The sequence below is a fragment of the Rhodopseudomonas palustris genome, from assembly GCF_003226555.1.
Classification (GTDB): domain Bacteria; phylum Pseudomonadota; class Alphaproteobacteria; order Rhizobiales; family Xanthobacteraceae; genus Rhodopseudomonas; species Rhodopseudomonas palustris_I.
The window spans coordinates 99,257-117,589 of sequence record NZ_QKQS01000016.1 but is presented as its reverse complement, the minus strand read 5'-3'; the positions used below and the strand labels follow the sequence as shown (position 1 = coordinate 117,589).

General features: G+C 66.1%; 5 protein-coding genes. 3 read left to right on the top strand and 2 right to left on the bottom strand.

The features are described 5' to 3' along the window. Positions 1-457: 457 nt before the first annotated feature. A complete protein-coding gene (locus DNX69_RS11635; protein ID WP_110786159.1) occupies positions 458-1,345 on the top strand; it encodes a transglutaminase-like cysteine peptidase in 888 nt (295 codons plus the stop codon). Here the strand turns inward: DNX69_RS11635 and DNX69_RS11630 are convergent. After that, positions 1,311-14,429 carry a YDG domain-containing protein gene (locus DNX69_RS11630; RefSeq protein ID WP_165825242.1) on the bottom strand — a complete coding sequence of 4,373 codons (13,119 nt, stop codon included), beginning with the start codon at positions 14,427-14,429 and terminating at the stop codon, positions 1,311-1,313. The genes DNX69_RS11635 and DNX69_RS11630 overlap by 35 nt on opposite strands. Positions 14,430-14,713: 284 nt before the next feature. On the opposite strand from DNX69_RS11630, the gene DNX69_RS11625 reads away from it, so the two are divergent. Then, positions 14,714-15,679 (top strand): LysR substrate-binding domain-containing protein, encoded by a 966-nt coding sequence (locus DNX69_RS11625; RefSeq protein ID WP_110786157.1) that lies wholly within the window; start codon positions 14,714-14,716, stop codon positions 15,677-15,679. Between the two features lie 48 nt (positions 15,680-15,727). On the opposite strand, the gene DNX69_RS11620 is transcribed toward DNX69_RS11625, so the two are convergent. Beyond that, complete coding sequence (locus tag DNX69_RS11620; protein ID WP_165825241.1) at positions 15,728-17,431, bottom strand: ShlB/FhaC/HecB family hemolysin secretion/activation protein; 1,704 nt, start codon at positions 17,429-17,431, stop codon at positions 15,728-15,730. A 259-nt stretch (positions 17,432-17,690) separates the two neighbouring features. On the opposite strand from DNX69_RS11620, the gene DNX69_RS11615 reads away from it, so the two are divergent. Beyond that, positions 17,691-18,236, top strand: a complete 546-nt coding sequence (locus DNX69_RS11615; RefSeq protein ID WP_165825240.1) for an invasion associated locus B family protein — start codon at positions 17,691-17,693, stop codon at positions 18,234-18,236. Positions 18,237-18,333: the final 97 nt, after the last annotated feature.

The window sequence follows — 18,333 nt, the reverse complement described above, 5'->3', positions numbered from 1 at the left end:
TGGCCGGTCCTTCATCCCTATCCAATACCGAGATCGTGTCCCTTCGCGTGGGGTAGCGGCGGTGGGTCCTGCGTTGGCCTAGCATGTTCCGCGCCGGTCAACTGGCGAATGCCGGGAGGCTTACGGTGGGATTGGTACCACGCGCCGCCATCCTAGACCGGGTCTCGTGTCGAGAATCCTGGTTCCCCAAATGCTGACACCCGGCGGCGATCCTGATCTCGTTCCGCCAGGCATCTTTGACGCTTCGAAGCGCACCGTCCTCGAGTGGTCAATGCGAGCTTAATGACTCGACACCCACTCTATGAATCCTCGTTGATAAGTGTTCACGCTCCGAACCAATAACGTCTCGGCCGCGGGGCTCTCTTAACCGCCGCAGCAGCACCGCCCCGTATCGTCGATCAGGTCGAGCGAGCCCGCAAGACGGATCGATAGTCGGGCCCGCGTCAGGGCACGGGCGATGCAATTCGGTCTGCTGAAAGCGCTGCTCTCTGGTTCGATCGTATTCGGCGCTGTGCTGCCTGTCGCGGCGACGGCGGCCGAACGGGACCTCGCGACCGTCACCGCGTCGATCGCGCCGACCGAATTCATCGAGACGATCCCGAACCAGGCGGGCAGCGAGCCGTTCGGCAGGGCCACGGCGCGGGCTCCCCGAGGCGCGTTGTGGACGAAGCTCGCGCGGATCACCGCCGACATCCAGGCGGCGAAGCCCGCGCTCGACCGCTGCCGCGCCGACCGCCCGCACTGCACCGAGGCTGCGTCCCGCTTCGCGGACATCATCGACCAAGCCGCGCAGCGGCAAGACCGCGACCGGCTCGAACTGGTGAACAGACGCATCAACGCGGCGATCGACTACACCACCGACCAGGACCAGTGGCACGTCGCCGATCGCTGGTCGCCGCCGCTGTCCGACACCGCCGACGGCTCGTTCGAGACCGGCAAAGGCGATTGCGAGGACTTCGCCATCGCCAAGTTCGTCGCGCTGCGCGAGGCCGGCACGCCTGCAGCCGACTTGCGGGTACTGATCGTGCGCGACAGATCCGCCGGCGATTACCATGCTGTGCTCGGCGTGCGTCTCGGCGGCGGCTGGATGCTGCTCGACAACCGCGTTTCGCGGTTGGTCGAGAGCACCGACGCGAGATATTTCGAGCCGCTGTTCGCGGTCTCCAGCGTGGACGTGTCGGCATTCTCCGCCGGCGGCCCCCAGCTCGCGGCGCGCGTCGCTCCGCCGCCGCGCCCGGCCCGGCAGGAGCCGCTGGCCACCACCGAGGCCGGAACGATCCTCACCCGATTTCACAACTTCGCCGGCCTGCTCACATCGTCACCGCGAAATAGCCCGCAGGTTTGAACGCTTTCAGCGCGGTCCACATCGCCGGCGTGATCTTGTCGGCGTGCGCGACGAACGGGGGCACCGCATCACCGACGGCGGCCGGCTGCTTGTCGGCCGGATTGATCACCGCTGTCACGCCGCCGACCGACTTGGTCGCGGAGTCGAAAGCGAGGATTACCTGCTGGCCGGTCATCGGATCGTTGGCGAGCAGGCCCTTGCCGTCGGCCGTCACGCTGAGCACCAGCAGCCACGGCGTCGGAACACCTTCGGTCTTACCGCCCTGCAACACCACCGGCCCCTTCCGCAGCAGCGCTGCGACGTCGGTCTGACCGCCGACGAACGCGAACGCATTGCCGCCGCCGGGCACGCGCTCGGTGCCGTTGCCGTCGGTGAACGACACCGCGCGCACGTCCGGGTGGTCGAGACGGCTCCAGGACGCCGCACCGTCGCCCCACAGCGCGTCGATCTTGAACGGCTGCTGGTCGTTGGTCTCGCCGCGGGCGATCATCGTCAGCACCGCCGCCTCCGCCGCCTCGGGCGCGAAGCCGGGCAGTTCGGCTTTCGAGTATTGCTGATTGTCGAACTGCGAGATCGGCCTGAACAGCGTGCCGGCGCCTGCGCCGACCGCGATGTTCTGATTGGCATCGCCGGTGTTGCCGGCGGTCCGCACCACCGGCGCCGCCGCGCGGATCGCCGCGATCACCGGCACCACCGGAGAGGCCGGCTGCTGGTAGCTGATCGTCACCGCCACCGGTGTGCTCTCGCTACCGGAGGCGAAATACTGGCTGGTCGGATAGTCGCCGCTGTTGGTGGCGGTGACCGTCGGCGTGGTCGGGGCCGCCAGGATGGTGAAATCTGCACCGACATAGCTCAACAGGTAGTTCTGCGATGCGGCGAGCGTGCCCTGCAGGATGGCGTAGCTGCCGACGCTCTCGCCCGGATCGCGGCTCAGCGCGCCGCTCAGACTGTCGCCGGCGACCAGCGAACCGTTGATCAGGCTGAAGCCGAACACCGGATCCGCCGTGCCGCTGGTCTTCGACCCCGGCTCCGCCGCCACCGTGATGGCGCGCGGGGTGATGTCGGCCGCGCCGATGAAGCCAGTCGACGCCAGCACATAATTGCCGGCCCCTGCCCCGGTCAGGCCGTAGCTGCCGGTCACGGTCTTCCCGGTGCCGACGTTCTTGTCGGCATAGGCGATGCCGGCGAGAAGCAGCGCCACCTCGTCGCTGCCGATCACGCCCGACAGCGTGCCGTTGCCGGTGACCGCTGCGGCGGTGGTGCCGTCGTAGACCTTGCTGGCCGCCACGCTGCCGTTCGACGCGAGCGTCAGCGTCGCCGGGGCGATGTCGGCCACCCCGGCGAAGCCGGTCGTGGCCAACACGTAGTTGCCGGCCCCCGCCCCGGTCAGGCTGTAGCTGCCGGTCACGGCCTTGCCAGCACCGACATTCTTGTCGGCATAGGCTGCCCCGCTCAGCAGCAGCGCGACAGCGTCGCTACCGAACACGCCCGATAGCGTACCATTGCCGGTGACGGCAGCCGATGTGGAGCCATCGTAGACCTTGGTGCCAGCGACCGTTCCTGCCGAAGCGATCGTCAGCGTCGCTGGCGTGATGTCGGCCGCACCGGTGAACCCGGTCGTGGCCAGCACGTAGTTGCCCGCCTCCGCGCCCGTCAGGCTGTAGCTGCCGGTCACCGTCTTGCCGGTGCCGACATTCTTGTCGGCATAGGCGGTGCCAGCCAGCAACAGGCCCACAACATCACCATTGATCACGCCCGATAGGGTGCCATTGCCGGTAACCGCTGCGGCGGTGGTGCCGTCGTAGACCTTGCTGGCCGCCACGCTGCCGGCCGACGCAATACTGAGCATCGCTGCAGTGATATCCGCCGAGCCGATGAAACCGGTCGAGGCCAACATATAGTTGCCCGCGTCTGCCCCGGATAGGCTGTAGCTGCCAGTCACCGTCTTGCCGGTGCCGACGTTCTTGTCTGCGTAAGCGGTGCCGGCGAGCAGCAGGCTGACCGCGTCGCCATTGAGCACACCCGAAAGCGTGCCGTTCCCGGTGACGGCCGCCGATGTGGTGCCGTCATAGACCTTGCTGCCGGCCACGCTGCCCGCCGACGCGATTGTCAGCGTCGCCGGTGTGATATCGGCCGCGCCGGTGAAGCCGGTCGAGGCCAGCACATAGTTGCTGGCACCCGCCCCGGTGAGGCTGTAGCTGCCGGTGACTGTCTTGCCGGCGCCGACGTTCTTGTCCGCATAGACCGTGCCGGCGAGCAACAGGCTGACAGCGTCGCCATTGAGCACGCCAGCCAACGTGCCGTTGCCGGTGACGGCCGCCGACGTGTTGCCGTCATACACCTTGCTGCCGGCGACGGTTCCTGCCGAGGCAATCGTCAGCGTCGCTGGCGTGATGTCGGCCGAACCAGTGAAACCGGTCGAGGACAGCACATAGTTGCTGGCACCCGCCCCGGACAAGCTGTAGCTGCCGGTCACTGTCTTGCCGGTGCCGACATTCTTGTCCGCATAGGCGGTGCCGGCGAGCAGCAGGCTGACGGCGTCGCCGCCGATCACGCCAGCCAACGTGCCGTTGCCGGTGACGGACGCCGATGTGTTGCCATCGTAGACCTTGCTGCCGGCCACGGTGCCCGCCGACGCAATCGTCAGCGTTGCCGGGGTAATATCGGCCGAACCGGTGAACCCTGTCGAAGCGAGCACGTAGTTGCCGGCACCCGCCCCGGACAGGCTGTAGCTGCCGGTGACGGCCTTGCCGGTGCCGACGTTCTTGTCCGCATAGCTGGTGCCGCCGAGCAACAGCGTCACCTCGTCGCTGCCGATCACGCCCGCGAGCGTGCCGTTGCCGGCGACCATGGCCGAGGTGGTGCCATCGTAGACCTTGCTCCCGGCGACGCTGCCCGCCGACGCGATCGTCAGCGTCGCCGCGGTGATGTCGGCCGAGCCGGTGAACCCGGTCGAGGCCAACACGTAGTTGCCGGCCCCTGCCCCGGTCAGGCTGTAGCTGCCTGTGACCGTCTTGCCGGTGCCGACGTTCTTGTCCGCATAGGCGGTGCCGGCGAGCAACAGGCTGACCGCGTCGTCATTGATCACGCCAGCCAATGTGCCGTTGCCGGTGACGGCCGCCGATGTGTTGCCATCGTAGACCTTGCTGCCGGCCACGCTGCCCGCCGACGCGATTGTCAGCGTTGCCGGCGTGATATCGGCCGAACCGGTGAACCCGGTCGAAGAGAGCGCGTAGTTGCCGGCTCCCGCTCCGGTCAGGCTGTAGCTGCCGGTCACCGTCTTGCCGGTGCCGACGTTCTTGTCCGCGTAGACGGTCCCGCCGAGCAGCAGGCTGACCGCGTCGCCGCCAATCACCCCTGAAAGCGAGCCGTTGCCGGTGACGGCCGCCGATGTGTTGCCATCGTAGACCTTGCTGCCGGCCACGCTGCCCGCCGACGCGATCGTCAGCGTTGCCGGCGTGATATCGGCCGAACCGGTGAACCCGGTCGAAGAGAGCACGTAGTTGCCGGCTCCCGCTCCGGTCAGGCTGTAGCCGCCGGTCACCGTCTTGCCGGTGCCAACGTTCTTGTCAGCGTAGACGGTTCCACCGAGCAACAGGCTGACCGCGTCGCCGTTGAGCACGCCCGACAGCGTGCCGTTGCCGGTGACCGCCGCAGATGTGCCGCCATCATAGATCTTGCTGCCCGCCACGCTGCCCGCCGACGCAATCGTCAGAGTCGCTGCCGTGATGTCGGCCGAACCGGTGAAGCCGCTCGAGGACAGCACATAGTTGCTGGCGCCCGCCCCGGTCAGGCTATAGCTGCCGGTCACCGTCTTGCCGGTGCCGACATTCTTGTCCGCATAGACGGTGCCGCCGAGCAGCAGTCCGACGACGTCGCCGCCGATCACGCCAGCCAGCGTTCCGTTGCCGGTGACGGCCGCAGACGTGTTGCCGTCGTAGACCTTGCTGCCGGCTACACTGCCTGCCGACGCAATCGTCAGAGTCGCCGGTGTAATCGAGGCCGAGGAACTTGCGGTGGTCGACAGGATGTAATTGCCGGCGCTGGCGCCGCTCAGGGTCAGGCCGCTGACCGCCACGGTCTTGCCGGAGCCGACATTGGCGTCGGCGAACACGAAGGTCCCGGAACCGCCGACGTTCACCGCGTCGCCTTGTACGACGCCATTGAACCCGACGATCGAGCCGGTCGCCGTAGTGGTCCCGTCATAGACCTTGTCGTCGGCGACCGCGATCGCCGAGATCACCGCCCGGTTCACCGTCAATCCGCCAGCCACATAGCTGATGTTGTAGTTCGACGACGTCAGCCCCGACGCCGTCAGCGTATAGCTGCCGGCATTGACCGCCCCCTGCGCGGTCCCGCCATAGGCCAGCGTGCCGCCCAGCACCGAGGTGTTCTCGTTGTTGACGAAGCCCGCATAGCCGACGCCGTTGCCGCCCGTGAACGCCTGGCCGTCATAGGTCTTGGTGGCATTCGCCGCCGTCACCGTCAGGTCGGCCTTGTTCACCGTGAGCGAGCCGCTGGCATAGGTGATCGCGTAATTCTCCAGTCCGGCCCCCTGGACCCCGCTGGCGGTGATGGTGTAGCCACCGGCATTGGCCGTCGCCGCGACGCCGGCGCTCGCCAGGTTCACCGCATTGATGGTGTCGCTGTTATACAACGAACCGGTCACGGTGTAGCCGTTCGGCCCGAAGGTCAGCATGTCGCCGTAGGTCTTGGTGCGATCGTTGGCCGTGATCGTCAACGGCGCCCGATCGACCGTCAACGTGCCCGCCACGTAGGTGATCGCGTAATTCGACAACCCGCTGCCGACCGCGTTGCTCGCCGTCAACCCATACGTCCCGACAGTACCCGACACGCCCGCGCCGCCGCTGAGCAGCGTCACCCCGTCGATCTTGTCACCGTTGAACAGCGTCCCCGTCGTGGAGAACCCGGTCGACCCCAGTGCCAGATCGGTGCCGTAGGTCTTGTGCTGGTCGAGCGCCGTCACCGTCAGTGGCGCCTGAGTCACCACCAGATTGCCGGCGTTGTAGTAGATCAGATAGTTGCCGAGGCGGTTTCCCGACGCCCCGCTCACGGCGACCTGATAGCTGCCGACATTGGCACTCGCCGCCGCGCCGGCGCTGCTCAGGCTCACCGCATCGACGGTGTCGCCGTTGACCAGCCCGGTCGCGGTGAACTCCGTGCCGCTGAACGAACGCGCCGAACCGTACACCTTCGACAGGTCAGTACCCGTGATGGTCAGGATCGCCGGACTGACCTGCAGCGTTCCAGGCTGATAGCTGATCGCGTAATTCGACAGCCCGCTGCCGATGGCCGCGCTGGCGATCAGGTCGTAATTCCCGACGCCCGCAGTCGCCGCCGCGCCAGTGCTGCCCAGCGTCACCGCGACCACCTTGTCGGCATTCTTCAAGCCGGACGTGGTGAAATCGGATGTCGACGTGTAGGTGTCGCCATAGATCTTGCTGGCCATGCCGGCATAGACGATCAGCGTCGCCTTATTCACCGTCAGCGCGCCGTCCGCATAGGTGATCGCATAGTTCGACAGGCCGTTGCCCTGCGCCGCCGAAGCGATGATCGCGTGCGGTCCCGCCGCCGCCGTGGCCGCGGCGCCATCGCTCGCGAGCGTCACGCTGTTGATCTTATCGCCATTATACAGTGAGCCGCTCACCGTATAGGCCGTCGAGCCGAGATCGATCGTGTTGCCATAGACCTTGCTCTGGCCGTTCGCCGTGATCGTCAGCGGCGCCGGATTCACCGTTAGGGTGCCCGGCAGATAGGTGATGGCGTAATTGTAGATCCCCGTCCCCGCTGCTCCGCTGGCGCTGATGCTGTACGAGCCGACGCCGGCCGTACCATAAGCTCCGGCGCTCGACAGCGTTACGCTCGTCAACGTGTCACCGTTATACAGCGATCCCGTCACCGAATAACCGGCCATCCCCGACACGGCACCGTAGGTTTTGCTGGCGTCGTTGGCCGTGATCGTGAGTGGCGCCGGATTCACCGTCAGCCAACCCGTGGCATAGGTGATGCTGTAATTGTTCAGCCCGCTGCCGGTCGCATTGCTGGCATAGATCGTCGATCCGCCTGCGGCCGCCGTGGCATTGGTGCCAAAGCTCGACAACGTGACGCCCGTGACCTTGTCGTTGTTGTACAACGCCCCCGTCACGGTGAATGCCGTGCTGTCGAGTGAGATGGCGCTGCCGTAGGTCTTCGACTGATTGTTGGCAGTAATGGTCAGCGGCGCCGGCGTGACGTTCAGCGAGCCGGGATTGTAATAGATCAGATAGTTGGACAATCCGGTGCCGGTCGCCGCGCTGGCGGTGACCTGATAGGTCCCGGTCCCCTTGCTGGCCGCGGCGCCGGCGCTGCTCAGCGTCACCCCCGACACGGTGTCACCATTGGTTAGCCCGGACGCGGTGAACTCGGTGCCGACGAAGCTCAGGTCGGTACCGTAGGTCTTGGTCGCGTTGGCCGCGGTGATCGTCAACGTCGCCGGCGACACCTGCAGGGTGCTCGCCTGATAATAGATGTTGTAATTCGACAGACCTGTTCCCTGCGCGTTGCTCGGCGTCAGGCCGTAGCTGGCGACCGTCGCGGTCGCCGCAGCACCGGCGCTGGACAGCGTGACACTGTTCACGTTGTCGCCATTGAGGAGACCGGACGCAACGAAGTTGCTGGTCGAGTTATAGGTCGTTCCGTAGGTCTTGTTCGCCGATCCGGCATAGATGATCAGAGTCGCCTTGTTCACCGTCAAGGTGCCGTCGGCATAGGTGATGGCGTAGTTCGACAAACCGTCGCCTTGCGCCGCGCTTGCCGTAATCGCATGCGACCCTGCCGATCCGCCCGCCGCCGCACCGTCGCTCGCCAGCGTCACCGAATTGATCTTGTTGCCGTTGTACAGGTTGCCCGTCACCGTATAGGCGGTCGAGCCGAGGTCGAGCGACGCGCCGTAGATCTTGCTCTGATCGTTGGCCGTGATCGTGAGCGGCGCCGGATTCACCGTCAGCGTCCCAGGCTGATAGGTGATGGCGTAGTTGTAGAGACCTGTGCCGGTCGCACCGCTGGCGGTGATCGCATAGGTGCCGACATTCGCCGCCGTACCCGCCCCCGTGCTCGACAGCGACACCCCGCTGATCGTGTCCCCGTTATAGAGCGCGCCTGAGACCGAATATCCTCCGCCTCCCCATGCGGCCCCATAGGTCTTGGTCGCATCGTTGGCGGTGATGGTCAGGGGCGCCGGATTCACCGTCAGCTTGCCGGTCACATAGCTGATGCTGTAGTTGGCAAGCCCTGTACCGGTTGCATTGTTGGCGTAGATCGTCGACCAGCCGACCGCCGCCGTCGCCCCCGCAGCAGCGCTGGTGAAGGTGACGCCGTCGACTTTGTCGTTATTGTACAGGCTGCCCGACAACGTGAAATCAGTCGACCCCAGCGGCAGCGCGCTGCCGTAGGTCTTGGAGCGGTCGTTGGCGGTGATCGTCAGCGGCGCCGGGGTGACGCTGAGATAGCCGGCATTGTAATAGATCAGGTAGTTCGACAGCCCGGTCCCGGTCGCATTGCTGGCGGTGATTTGGTAGCTGTTGGCGTTGGCGGTCGCGGCCGCGCCGCCGCTGGTCAGCGTCACCGACGACACCGCGTCGCTGTTGTGCAGTCCGGACACGGTGAATTCGGTGCCGGCGAAGGTCAGGTTGTTGCCGTAGACCTTCGAGCCGTTCGACGCTGTGATGGTCAGGCTCGCTTTGCTGACGACGAGCGTACCCTGCGAATACATCACGTTGTAATTGTCGAGGCCAATGCCCTGGACGGCGCTAGCGTTCAACCCATAGCTGCCGACGATGGCGGTCGCCGCCGCGCCGTCGCTGGTCAACGTCACGCCGGTGACCTTGTCGGAATTCTGCAGGCCCGAAACCGAATAGTCGCTGCTCGAGCCCGTGTAGCCGGTGCCGTAAGTCTTGTAGGCCGTAGACACGTAGATGATCAGCGACGCCTTGTTGACGGTCAACTGCCCGGAGCTGACGAAGTTCAGCGCATAGGACCCGGTCGACGCCACGCTACCCTGCGCGATGTCGATCAGGTACGGGCCACCGGCGACGGTCGCGGTGCCTGCGGCGCCGGCCGACGAGAGAACCGGCGTGCCAGTGTAGAGCGACGACAGCGTGTCGGCCTTGAACGCCCCGCTGACGCCGGCGCTGGCGCCGGTCACCGTGTAGGACGACGACACGTCGGCGGTCGCGCCGTAGTACTTCGACGCGTCGGTCGAACTGAAGGTCAGCGTCGGCTGATAGGCGAACACGTAGCGGTTGCCGGACGCGATCGTCGCCGGCGCGTTCGCCGCGTAGGTGGCGTTCCAGACCGCGGTGTTGCCGCTGTCGAGATTGTTGAAGGTGTTGCCGGTCGGCGCTGCGGCGTAGACCAGCCAGCGACCGTTCGGCACACTGATCGCCGAGGAACCGGCATTGTTGACGAATCCGGTGCCCGCGGAGAGCACGACGGCGTTGCCGGTCGCGCTTGAGCTCAAGGGCCCCGCCAACGTCAGAGCGCCCGCGGTGCGGATGAGCAGACCGCCATTGGCCGTGAACGCGCCGACGGACAGGTCGGTGCTGCTGTAGAAATCGAGGCTGCCCGATCCGAGGTTTCCGGGCTGCAGCGAGGAGACCGCATTGCCGGAATCCGTCAGCGAATAGCTGATGCCGCTCGAGATGTATTGCAGCTTGAGAGTCGCGGCGCTGATCGACGCACCCGCCGTCTGGGTCACCGTGCCGTTCGACGACAGCACCAGGTTGCCGGTCTGACTGATCGCCTGATCGATGGTGAAGCTGCTGCCGGTCGCGACGATCCAGCGGTTGGCGAGCGCTGTCGACACGCCCGACGATCCGATCGCAACGGCGAGGCCCGACGAGATCGACGACAACGTCGACGCGGCGCTTTGTTCAACGAGCGTGTTGCCGAGGATGTTCAGGCCGGTGATCGACCCTGCTGCGTTCTGAACGTAGCTGACGCCGGCGTTGGTGCCGGAGGTGAAGCTGACGAGCTGGCTGTTGCTGCCGATCGTGCCGGGCGCGAGCAGGACGTTGTAGTAACCGTTGGCGCCGGCGCTCGCCGATCCGACCGCGGCGCCGTTGACCATCACCGCGACGTTGCCGCCGGAAGCCGGGGTCACGCCATTGTTCGTGTACGCCGTGCCGGAAACCACCTGCGGGGTGCCGGACCAGAAGCTCTTCAGGAAGGGATAGCTCACTCCGGCGATGATGCCCCAGGTCGCGGTGTTCCATCCGGACGGCAGCGCCGCCTGCAGGGTCGCCGTGGTGACGCCGGTGCCGCCGTCGCTCGTCGACAGGCCGCTCGTCTGGGTGTCCCAGTAGGAGTTGGTGACGGTGCCCGCCCCCATTTTCGCGATCAGCCCGCCCCGCGACGAACCCGAGGAGGTGACGTAGCCGGTCGCGAAGGAGTTGCTGACCGTGATACCGCCGAAATAGCCGACGAGACCGCCGGCGCGATTGTACGCGTTGACGGCACCGGTCGCGTAGGTGTTGGTGATCGTGACACCGGCGTCTGCGTACCCCAAGAGTCCGCCGATATAGTTCGAGGTGCCGGACACGGTTCCGGTCGCGAAGGACAATTCGATAGGGCCGGCGGATTGGCCGACGAGGCCGCCGACATAGCTGGCCCCGCTGACGGCGCCGGTCGCATACGACCCCGTCACCATGGCGGCGGTCGAGGCCGACATCCCGACGAGGCCGCCGACGCCGTCGCCCGTGGCCGTCACGGTGGCGTCCGAATGGGAGCCGGAAATGGTCGCGTGGGCATAACCGACGAGACCGCCCACCTGATAGCCACCGGAGACGACGCCGCTCGACCAGACGTTGTCGAGCGTTCCGTAGCTGTCCGCGGCGACGATGCCCACGTGGGTCCCGCCCGAGACCCGCGCGTCCACGACGCCGAGATTGCTGATCCGCGATCCGGTGCTGCCAATATACCCGAACAGGCCGACATCGTCGTTGCTCGGACGATTGATGACGAGCCCGGAGATCACATGGCCCTTGCCGTCGAGGCTGCCCTTGAACTGCGCCGAGGCGCTGCCGATCGGCACGAAGCCGGCCGAGCCCCACATTTCCGACGGGTTGGCGAGCGCGGTGCCGAGCGCGATGTCGCCCGCGAGCGTGTAGGAAGCGCCGAGCGTCGTCGCATTCATGGCGATCAGCTGGAGCTGATGCGCGTTGCTGATCGTGGTTGAATATTCGCTGCGCAGGAACGGCCGCGTCGAGCCGTCGATCATGAACCAGGTGTTGGTGAAGTCGAAGCCGCTGTAGCTCGATTGCGTCAGGGCCTGAGCCGTGGTCAGAGCCGTCGCTCCGGAGCATGTTCCGGATCCGCAGGCATTGGCCACACCGGTCGTCGTGGCGTCCCAATAGACTCCGGACATAACCGGAGCGCTGCCGAACTGCTGGTAGATCACGCCGCCGCCCGGTAGCTGCGACGAAACCCGTCCGGAACTCCAGACATTGGAGAGGGTGACGGCGCCGTTCGTCGTCCCGATCAGGCCGCCGGCGCCTCCTGCAGAGACCGACGCGGTCGAATAGGAATCGGAAATGCTTCCGCCGTTGGCAGCGGCGCCGACCAGGCCGCCGGCGTTGCCGGCGATGCTGCCGTTGTTGCGTCCCTTCACGATTCCCGTCGCGTTGGACCGCGAGATCGTCCCCCCGGCCAGACCGCCGACGAGACCGCCGACCTGAATATAGCCTTCGACCGTTGCACTGCTTTGCGAATCGCTGATCGAGCCGCCCGACGCCAATTGGCCGGCGACACCGCCGACGTTGAGGTTCGAAGCGACGACCGAACCGGAGACTGATACAGCAGTGACCGTCCCCACACTCTGTCCGATCAAGCCGCCGACATTCACGTGCCCGATGATGTCGACGTTCGCCATCGTGAGACGGCTGATCGCAGAGCTCGCACTCCCAGAGCCGAACAGACCGACCTGATCGGTCGAAGACCGGTGGATGGTGAGGCCGCTGATGGTGTGACCGAGACCATCGAACGAGCCGCTGAATTTGGTCGTCGAATTCCCGATCGGCACGAAGCCGGCGCCGCTGTTCCAGTTCGCGGTTCCGGTGGCATCGACGTCGTTGGCCAGCACGTAGGACGCCGCGAGCAACGCCGACGACGAACCGATGCCCTGCAGGCCGTAGACGTCGGCGATCTGATAGGGCGAGCCGGCGTTGCCTGCACCTCCGGTCACGCGCAGGAACGAGCCGCCGGCGATGGTGAAGCTCGTCGCAGCGAACGACGGCAACGTACTGCCGTTCTGCACCCAGGCGCCGGACTGCAGCGTGAACTGGCCGACATTGATGCCGCCGGTCGCGGTGACGCCACCCACGGCGTTGATGGTCAGCCCGCCGCTGGCCGCAGTGATGTCGGCATTGATGGCGATGTTGTTGGCGGCGGTCAGCGTCAGCGTGTTGCTGCCGCTCCAAGAGATCGCGCTCGCCACCGTGATGTTGCCGTCCTGCGAGCCGGCCGAGCCCGACAGGCCGGTGGTGACGACGACGTTGCCGGAGGCGAGCGCCGCCTGCAGCGTGGCGATGTTCAGCACCGAATCGTCGGCCGACGGGGTGAAGGTGCCGCCCGACAGCGAGCCGCCGGAACTGTTCGCGTTCGAAATCACGATGTTGCGCGGATCGAGCAGCAGCGTGCCCGCGCCCGCAGTGCCGGCGAGCGCGGCGGTGCCGGTGAAATCGAGCAGACGATGACCTGAGACTTCGGCGAAGCCGCCGGCGCCACCCTGGCCCGAGACGTCGAGCGCACCCGCGAAGGTGGTCGTGTCGTCGGACCAGACCACGACTCGGCCGCCCTGCCCGCTGGTGCCCGCCGCTCTCAGCGTCGCGCCCGCGGCCACGGTGGTGGTCTCGGCATTGGCGACCGGATCGGTCGAGAAGTTATTGGCGACGTTGGCGCCGCCCTGATAATCGCCGCCGACCAAAAGCGTGCCGCCGGTCGTGCCGCTGACGTCGAGCTTGCCGGACGACTCGATGGTGACGTCCTTGGCGGTGATCACGACGACGCCGCCATTGCCGGTCTTGCCCTTGGCGGCGACCTCGCCGGAAATCTTCGCCGACTCCGTGCCGGTGATCTTGATGCGGCCCCCAGTCGTGCCGCTCGCCTTGACCTTGCCGGACACCGCGACCTTGGCACCCGAGACGTCGATGGACCCGCCCCGCGCAGTCCTGCCGCCGCTCGCGGTCACCTTGCCGGAAATCTGCACTTTGCCGCCGGCACCGCCGCCGATGATGATCTTGCCGTTGCGGGTGCCGACCGAATTCGCCCGGATCGTGCCCGGCACGTTGACCGCATCGCGCAACAGACCGGCCGCGGTCGCGGCGCTGAGATGCACGGTGCCGCCATCGGCGATGATCTTGCCCTTGTTCGACACCAGCGGACGACCGTCGGAGCCGACGATGCCGCCGAGCGAGCTGGTCGGCACCGCGACCGACAGGAAGCCGTCGCCGGCAAGATCGAGCGTGATCAGCTCGCCGCTGCCGAGCCCGACCTTGCCCAGCCGCGCCGAGATCAGGCCGTCATTGGCGACCTGGCCGCCGAGCAGCGCGGCGAAACCGCCGTCGGACACGTTGATCCGGCCCGCATTGGTGACGGCGGCGGAGGCGCCGTTGCCGCTGAACGTGTAGTTGCCCGACATGAAGTCGGAATCCTTGATGTTCAGCGTCGAGGCCGCGAACGATCCGACATTGACGGTGCCGGTCGGGGTGATGGCGATTCCGTTCGGATTGACCAGCAGCACCGTGCCGGGCGCGTTGATCGATCCGGCGATGCTCGACGGCGTGGTGCCGGTGACCCGATTGAGCGTTGCCGACGACGCACCGGGCTGAAGGAAATTGACGGTGCCGCCCTGGCCGACCGAGAACGAATTCCAGTTGATGATGGCGCGGTCGGACGACTGGTTGACGTTGAGGGTCGCTGCGTTCGGCGAACTGATCGTCGCGCTTCCGGCTGCGACGCTGCCGCCGCTGGGGAGCTGCTGCGCCATCGACAAGGTCGGCGTCAGCACCAGTGCGGTGGCCGCCACCATTGCGACGATCTTGCGCGACCGCGACCCTCTGCTATCGGCCACGAGGGCACGAGATTGCAGATTCGTCGAACGCTTGACTGACCGAGCCGAACGCATTGCCGCCTTCCCTCCCTCGGACAGCGCGGCGACAAGCCGCGCATCGGAGGGATCATTAAAATTTTCTTACAGTGCGAGTTTTGTGGAATAGTGTGCCGGTGATGAGAAATTGAAATTCGGTATAGCTTTCATTCGGCTCGCTGATTTCATGCCCGTCGCGCCGACAACCGATTGAACGTACTCGACTAATGGCCATTAACCTACGAACGATCGATCTTAACCTTCTGGTGATCTTCGAGGCGCTGTACGCCACCAAGAACACCAGCCGCGCGGCCGAGCGGCTCGGCATGAGTCAACCTGCCGTGTCGAATGCACTCGCCCGCTTGCGCGATCTGATCGGCGATCCGCTGTTCGTGCGGCAATCGCGCGGACTGAAGCCGACGATGAAGGCGCAGGAAGTGATCGGCCCGGTACGCGAGGCGCTGTCGGTGATCGGGCGACAATTCGTCGCCGGCAGCAGCATCGATCTGTCGACCTATCGGCGGCAATTTCGCATCGTCATCACCGATCCCTACGAGCCGATCATGATGCCGCCGATCGTACGCGTCGTCGCGGCGGAAGCTCCAGGCGTCGAGATCGAGTGCATTCAGCCGACCGCAGGATTCGCCGAGCTGCTGCGCGAAGGCTCGATCGATCTGGCATGCTCGGTGTTTCCGGTCGACACCACCGATCTCGTCGTGAAGTCGCTCGGCCAGACCGACTTCGTGATCGTCAGCCGCCGCGACCACCCGGCGATCACCAAGCCGCTCGATCGCGCCACCTTTCTGACGCTGCCGCAGATCACGATCGGCCGCGAACTACGCGGCATGACGGGCATCGAGAAAGTCCACGTCACCCAGAATATCAACCGACGCACGCCCTATGCGGCGGCGAAGATCTGGTCGATTCCCCCGATGGTCGAACGCACCGATCTGATCGCGTTCCTGCCGCGGCGTTTTGCCGAGGAAGTCGCCGGCAACTTCCATCTCGATCTGCACGAGATCCCGATCGAGATGGAGCTTCAGCACGGCTACATCATGTGGCACGTCAACAGCGAACACGACCCCGGGCACCGCTGGCTGCGCGAAAGCATGCTGCAGGCGATTCATCCGGGATGGGGTGCCCGCCCGGAGCCGATTCAGAGCACCGATCACGTCGCCGCCACGCCAGCTTGACGCCGAGCAGAGGCCACCAGACGCCGCCACGCTCGGCGGACGGGCGCCTCAGTAGCGCAGCGACAGGCCGGTGAAGACGCGCCAGCCGGGCTGCTGGAACGGATCGTTGGTGACCTTGCGGGCGCCTTCGAGAAAGCCGAAAACGTCGACCGGCACCGCACCGGTCTGCGGCATGCTGAAGCGTACGCCTGCGCCCCAGTTCGAAGCGTGCTGGCTGGCGATCTCCAGACTGGTCGGCTGGGCGAGGATGCGCTCGCCGGTGGCCGCGAACAGATACGGGGTGACTTCCGCGGTCACGTTCGGCAGCGCGAACGGGTGTCCGAACTCTGTGCGGACCACCCAGCCGGTGTCCCCGATGAACGAGCCGGCGCTGTAGCCGGACAGCAGCCGGGCGCCGACCAGATCGAACTGCTCCGAATGCAGCAGCGGCTTGTCGAACGAAGTCTGACCGTTGGCGAACGCCGCCACGAAGAAGCCGGCCGGAAGGCTCTGCGTCAGTTCGAAATGTCCGGCCAACTTGGTGAACACCGCATCTGCGCCGGCGCGCGACAGCGGCAGCAGCGGATCGGCGTCGGCGGCGGTGCGGGCGCCGAACGCATCGAGCCCCCGTGACAGGGTGGCGCCGTACCCGATCACGGTACCGCTCTCGCGCAGCCGCCACAATCCCTCGACGCTGCCACGCACCGTCCGCACGCGATCGAGGCTGAGCGGCAGCGCCGGACTGAACAGCAGCGATTCGATTTCTTCATCGGTCGCGTCGAACCGTGCGCTGAACGTCAGTTCGGCATCGCGGCGTTTGAGCGCCGCATAGGACAGTCGGCCGTAGCCCTGCGTCAGGAAACCCTGCGACGCCGTCAGCAGCGAGGCGGCCTGCGGCGTGGTGATGCCGCGGGTGAAGCCGCCGTCGAACTTCCAGCCGTCGGTGCCCAGCGGGGTAGCGAATGTCGCGCTCAGATATCGCCGCGTCGGAAACGCGCTGGTGTAATCGCTATCGGGCAATCCGGCGGCCGACACGGTGATCTGCTCGCCCATGCCGAACACGCTGTTGAGCGATGCGCTCGCCACGACCTGCCCGGTGCCGAACACCGAAGGCATCGCGTTGTCGGCATAGACCGACGCGGAGACCGGCTTGTAGGTGCCGGCCAGAACCAGCACCGCGCCCCCGACCTGCTTGCCTGCGCTGAACACCGCGTTGAGCACGATGCCGGGCGTCTCGCCGGCCAGCAGCAGGCGCCGCTCCAATTCAGCTTGCGTCAAATGGCGCTTGTCGATCAGTGACGACACCACCGCGACCACGGCCTTGCGTCCGGGCTCGGCGATGTTGCTGGCATCGATCTGCTCGACGAAGCCGTCGATAATCGCCACCTTCACCCGCGCGGCCTCGCCGAGCTCCTGCGGCGGCACCACGACGCGCACCAGCGGATAGCCGGCGCGGGAATACACCGCCTGCAATGCGGTGGCGAACTCGAATACTTGCGCAACCGAGATCCGCTTGCCGACCAGCGGCGCCGCGAGTCTTTCACGTTCGGCGGCGAGCTCTTCGAACTCTCCTTCGATCGCGATGCCGGTCAGCTTGAAGGTCAGCGCCTTGGCACCCGGCGGAATCGTGGCGCCGGCTTCGACGCGGGGCAGGATGATGCGGGTCGGCGCGGACACAGAGGGCGGCGCCACCGGCGGCGCCACCTGGCTCGGCGGCGGCGCGATCTGCGCGACTGCAGCGTCTGTCGATTGCCAAACGGCCGCGGCGATCACGCAAGCGGTCGCACCCGCTGCTCTGAAACGACTCCACCCGCGCATGCACCCTCGCCTTTGCCTCGTCCGTTCTTCGGCGGATATCGCAGTGAGCACAAGTGCAAGGATGCATCACTCGGCGACGGGTGATATCGGCGAGGTCAATAGCTCCTATTTCCAAATTCAATTGGTCCTCTCCCAACGCCGTGCCTAACAGGATGTTCGCACGCGGCGAACAAGCCGCCGACGTGAACGCGAAACGAAAATGGAGTGGAGTGCGATGGCCAAGGTTCGTGATTGCGGCATGATGGCGTTTGTTGTGACGATCGCGGCGACGACCTCGGTACTTGCCGCGCCGGACAAGCCGGCCGCAGGCGCTGATACACACACGCCGCAGGCCACCACCGCGACCTATCAGGACTGGACCGTACGCTGCGACATTCGCGACGCCGCGAAGACGTGCGAGATGGCGCAGGCGATGCAGATCAAGGGCCAGCCGCAGCCGGTGACGCAGATCGCGATCGGTCAGCAGAGCAAGACGTCGCCGATGAAGATCGTGTTTCAGGTGCCGATCAACGTCGCGCTCGGTGACGGCCCGCGCCTCATCGTCGACGACAAGGACCCCGGCATCGCCGCCGCGTATCGCCGCTGCGTCCCGGTCGCCTGCTTCGCCGAAGCCGACATCAAGGACGATCAGATCAAGAAGCTGAAAGGCCTCAGCGAAAACGGCAAGCTGCAATTCAGGGACGCAGCCGATCAGCTGATCTCGATCCCGGTGTCGTTCAAAGGCTTCGACCAGGCCTTCGACGCGATGCAGAAGAGATAGCACACACTGGATTCGGCGTGCGGAGACGCGCCGCCCCTCTCATGTCCGCGCGAGAGGTATGCAAATCAGCAGGTCGTGCCGATCGCCGAGTCTGATT

Excerpts from the sequence above, each read along its gene's own strand:
- DNX69_RS11635 (WP_110786159.1), top strand. The coding sequence starts at position 458 with ATGCAATTCGGTCTGCTGAAAGCGCTGCTCTCTGGTTCGATCGTATTC.
- DNX69_RS11630 (WP_165825242.1), bottom strand. The coding sequence starts at position 14,429 with ATGGTGGCGGCCACCGCACTGGTGCTGACGCCGACCTTGTCGATGGCG.
- DNX69_RS11625 (WP_110786157.1), top strand. The coding sequence starts at position 14,714 with ATGGCCATTAACCTACGAACGATCGATCTTAACCTTCTGGTGATCTTC.
- DNX69_RS11615 (WP_165825240.1), top strand. The coding sequence starts at position 17,691 with ATGGCCAAGGTTCGTGATTGCGGCATGATGGCGTTTGTTGTGACGATC.